The organism is Calothrix sp. CBUCES-K 9914 (assembly GCF_059640475.1).
This window is the reverse complement of the sequence record NZ_JBXXZH010000470.1, coordinates 1-3,292: the sequence shown is the minus strand read 5'-3', so window position 1 is coordinate 3,292 and position 3,292 is coordinate 1. Positions and strand designations below refer to the sequence as shown.

Genomic DNA, 3,292 nt, shown 5'->3' with positions numbered 1-3,292 from the left:
CTGAATAATCGAATACCGCATCACCATCAGCAATATTTGCCCAAAAATCTCGCAAAGACGGCGCCAGTTGTTCAGCTTTACTTGCGGGTAAACTCAATGGAGGTAAAGTTAACAGCTTAATAAGGAAGGGAGTACTACGGTCGCCCATCCATTTCCGCGAGTAATATTGTAAATTGGGAAATTCTGGAACTGATTCAACGCGGTACGACAAAACCTGTAACCGACTCGAACCAAGTTCATCCTGTTGAAACTCAAATATTCTGTAGGGATGTGGATAGCTTACTAGTGAGCCAGTAGTAATATCGTATACGCCATTGTCTTCGGCAATATCTTGAACGTGTAAATGTCCAGTAAAAACAAGCTTAACTTGATAACGCTGTAATATATCTAGTATCTCCCGCGCGTTCTCCAGCATGTAGCGACTTGCCATTGGGTGACGCGCTTGATTTGGTAAGTGTTCCACCACATTATGGTGTATCATTACCAACACAAGCTCCTGAGAAGCTTCTGCTAGCACTTTTTCCAACCAATGTAATTGTTGGTTTGAGAGGTGCCCTATGAGGTTTCCTTGTTCATCAAAAGCATTAGAATTGAGAGCAACTAGGCGTACACCCGGTAAAATCGAACGAGTATAATAGAGTTCATCGCTATCGTAACCAAACTTACGGTAGTATTTGGGGAAATCCTTACAAGCAATCGATTGACTATTAGCTTCAAGAACAGGAACGTCATGATTACCAGGAATTACATAAGTAGGAAATGGTAGCTCCGCCAAACGTTGCTGTAACCAGTTATGATTATCAGGTTCGCCATGTTGAGTTAAATCACCAGGCAACAAAAGAAAATCTAAATCGATTTGCGTCAAATGTTCAAGTACACTTTCAAAAGCGGGAATACTGACTTCAACCAAATGAAATCGACTAGGGTGATCCCAAATCGTATGAGGAAGTGCGATGTGCAAATCGCTGACTACGGCAAAGCGAAAGTTCGGGGTCATTGGCGAGTGGTAATTTTAAAGTAACGGTGTAAAAGGAAGTAAAAAAAGAGTCTTTATCCAAAAGTATAACGTTTAACCAATATGGCTCGTGTCAGAGTTCGGCAGCACGTAAATCCCCTATCACATAAGTATCAAACAGCAGCAAACCCGATTGAGTGGGAAAAAGTCTACACTAAACTTAATCAACCTTTACATTTAGATATAGGTTGCGCGCGTGGAAGATTTATAGAACACATGGCGTCACTTCAACCGGACTGGAATTTTTTAGGTTTAGAAATTCGTAAACCATTAGTAGAAGAAGCAAATATAACGCGCGACGAATTAAACTTGAGCAACCTACACTATTTATTTTGCAACGTCAACAATTCACTCAAACCGTTATTATCAACACTTCCAACAGGAATATTACAGCGAGTTTCAATTCAATTTCCCGACCCTTGGTTTAAAAACCGTCATGCCAAAAGACGTGTAGTTCAACCTGAGTTAATCACAGAATTAGCTCAATATATGGCGCCATCGGGTATAGTGTTTTTACAATCAGATATTGAATTTGTTGCCGAAGAGATGCGCGCGAGATTTTTAGAAAACCCAGCATTTAAAATTCAAGGAACTGGAGAATGGTTATCCGAAAACCCATTACCCATACCAACCGAAAGAGAAATAGCCACACAAAACAAAGGTGAACCAGTCTACCGCATAGTCTTTGAAAACCACGTAGCATAGGCATCTTGCCTGTGCAGTAATTTTTACCACAGAGACACAGAGGACATAGAGAAGAGAGCTTGGCGCCTAACCCACAAATATATATTTATCCCTATAATTAAAGATATCGTAGTTGGAAGAAAAAATGCAGACGCAAACCAAGCAAAAGTATTATACTCCTGAAGAGTATCTTGCGCGCGAAGAGACTGCGGAATTTAGGAGTGAATACCATGATGGAGAGATTATAGAAATAACCGGGGGTTCAATAAACCATAATCTGATAACAGGTAATATATTTGCTTACCTAAAATATCAGTTACAGAGTCAAAATAAAAAAGTATTTACTAGCGATTTACGAGTTTGGATTGCGCGTTACAAGCGCTTTGTATATAATAATAAAAAAGATGTTTTTCTGCACGGTCAGGCGCCCGTTCTAATAAGTGTTTGACTGCAACTAAACAAGCTTTGCTACAGCTTCGCGGATAAGTAGCCATTTACTCTTACTTAGTTCAGCTAATTTTTCTAGTGATGTGTGTTCAAGGTATTAATAGTTCGATTGCACTGGTGCCTAATCCAAATAACAAGCAATCAAACAATAACGGTGATGGACTATTAACTGCTGGAGAAATTTTAGATTTAAAACTCAATGCGGAATTAGTAGTGTTGAGTGCTTGTGATACTGGACGAGGAAAAATTACAGGAGATGGTGTAATTGGATTATCGCGCGCGTTAATTTAGTGCTGGTGTACCTAGTGTTTTAGTCTCTTTATGGTCTGTACCAGATGCACCAACAGCACAGTTGATGACTGAATTTTATAAGAACTTACAGAAAAATCCAGATAAAGCGCAAGCCCTAAGACAAGCTATGTTAACAACAATGAAGAATAGCCCAAATCCTGTTGATTGGGCAGCTTTTACACTTATTGGAGAGGCTAACTAGGTATTTAAATCTTTGAGTACTTGAGTATTTATAAGTGGGCGCCGTTCGTTGCCATAGCTAAAAAAATGCATGAGTTCCACTTGATAGAGAAATATAACAATGTAAGATGAATCTTTACAGGTGTAAAAAAACCATGAAAAACAATCTGCTGGCTGCATTTCTAACCGTGACGGCATTAGTTACTGTTCAAGGTGCCGCATATTCTAGCCCTAAAGCAGGGGAATACTACCAACAAGAGGCGCCAAACCCACCATGTTCGGTCAATGACCCAACTGGAACACCACTAAACGTGCGTTCAAAACCCAATAGTAATAGTAAGATTATTGCTACCTTGAAGAACGGAACAATTGTAAAACAAACGAATACACCATATAGAGACGGTTGGGCAGAGATTATTTTTCAAGTAGGTAAAAAGAAAGTAACAGGTTGGGCATTCAAAAATTATTTAGCTTGCGGATAGAAGCACTCGAACAAAGCAAATGGCGCCGACTCTTAAATATACGTGTAAGAGGTTGTTTGAAAAGTATCTGTGAGTGTCATGCTGAGGAACGAAGCATCTCAGTGTACAGGCTGAAGCCCTAGATTCTTCGTTCCGTAAGACTCCACTCAGAATGACAATTTATACCTCAGCCGACTTTTCAAACATCCTCTTA

The 3,292-nt window shown here is 39.7% G+C and carries 4 protein-coding genes and 1 pseudogene; 4 read left to right on the top strand and 1 reads right to left on the bottom strand.

Annotated elements, in window-relative coordinates:
* Window positions 1-997 (bottom strand): metallophosphoesterase family protein (locus AC2JBO_RS44045; protein ID WP_496959931.1); only part of this gene is annotated, 997 nt, incomplete at its 3' end.
* An 81-nt stretch (window positions 998-1,078) separates the two neighbouring features.
* Here AC2JBO_RS44045 and trmB point away from each other — a divergent pair.
* The 4 genes and pseudogenes from trmB (at window position 1,079) to AC2JBO_RS44025 (ending at window position 3,099) form a co-directional block, all read left to right on the top strand.
* Window positions 1,079-1,720 (top strand): tRNA (guanosine(46)-N7)-methyltransferase TrmB, encoded by a 642-nt coding sequence (trmB, locus tag AC2JBO_RS44040; RefSeq protein ID WP_496959930.1) that lies wholly within the window; start codon window positions 1,079-1,081, stop codon window positions 1,718-1,720.
* Between the two features lie 124 nt (window positions 1,721-1,844).
* Entirely contained in the window at window positions 1,845-2,147 is a 303-nt protein-coding gene (locus AC2JBO_RS44035; RefSeq protein ID WP_496959929.1) for a Uma2 family endonuclease, read from the top strand.
* An 86-nt stretch (window positions 2,148-2,233) separates the two neighbouring features.
* A pseudogene (locus tag AC2JBO_RS44030) lies at window positions 2,234-2,639 on the top strand (CHAT domain-containing protein); the annotation flags it as partial.
* Between the two features lie 133 nt (window positions 2,640-2,772).
* A complete protein-coding gene (locus AC2JBO_RS44025) occupies window positions 2,773-3,099 on the top strand; it encodes an SH3 domain-containing protein (RefSeq protein WP_496959928.1) in 327 nt (108 codons plus the stop codon).
* Window positions 3,100-3,292: the final 193 nt, after the last annotated feature.

What these genes read in the sequence shown, in the direction of transcription:
- trmB (WP_496959930.1), top strand. Translation starts at nt 1,079, where the DNA reads ATGGCTCGTGTCAGAGTTCGGCAGCACGTAAATCCCCTATCACATAAG.
- AC2JBO_RS44035 (WP_496959929.1), top strand. Translation starts at nt 1,845, where the DNA reads ATGCAGACGCAAACCAAGCAAAAGTATTATACTCCTGAAGAGTATCTT.
- AC2JBO_RS44025 (WP_496959928.1), top strand. Translation starts at nt 2,773, where the DNA reads ATGAAAAACAATCTGCTGGCTGCATTTCTAACCGTGACGGCATTAGTT.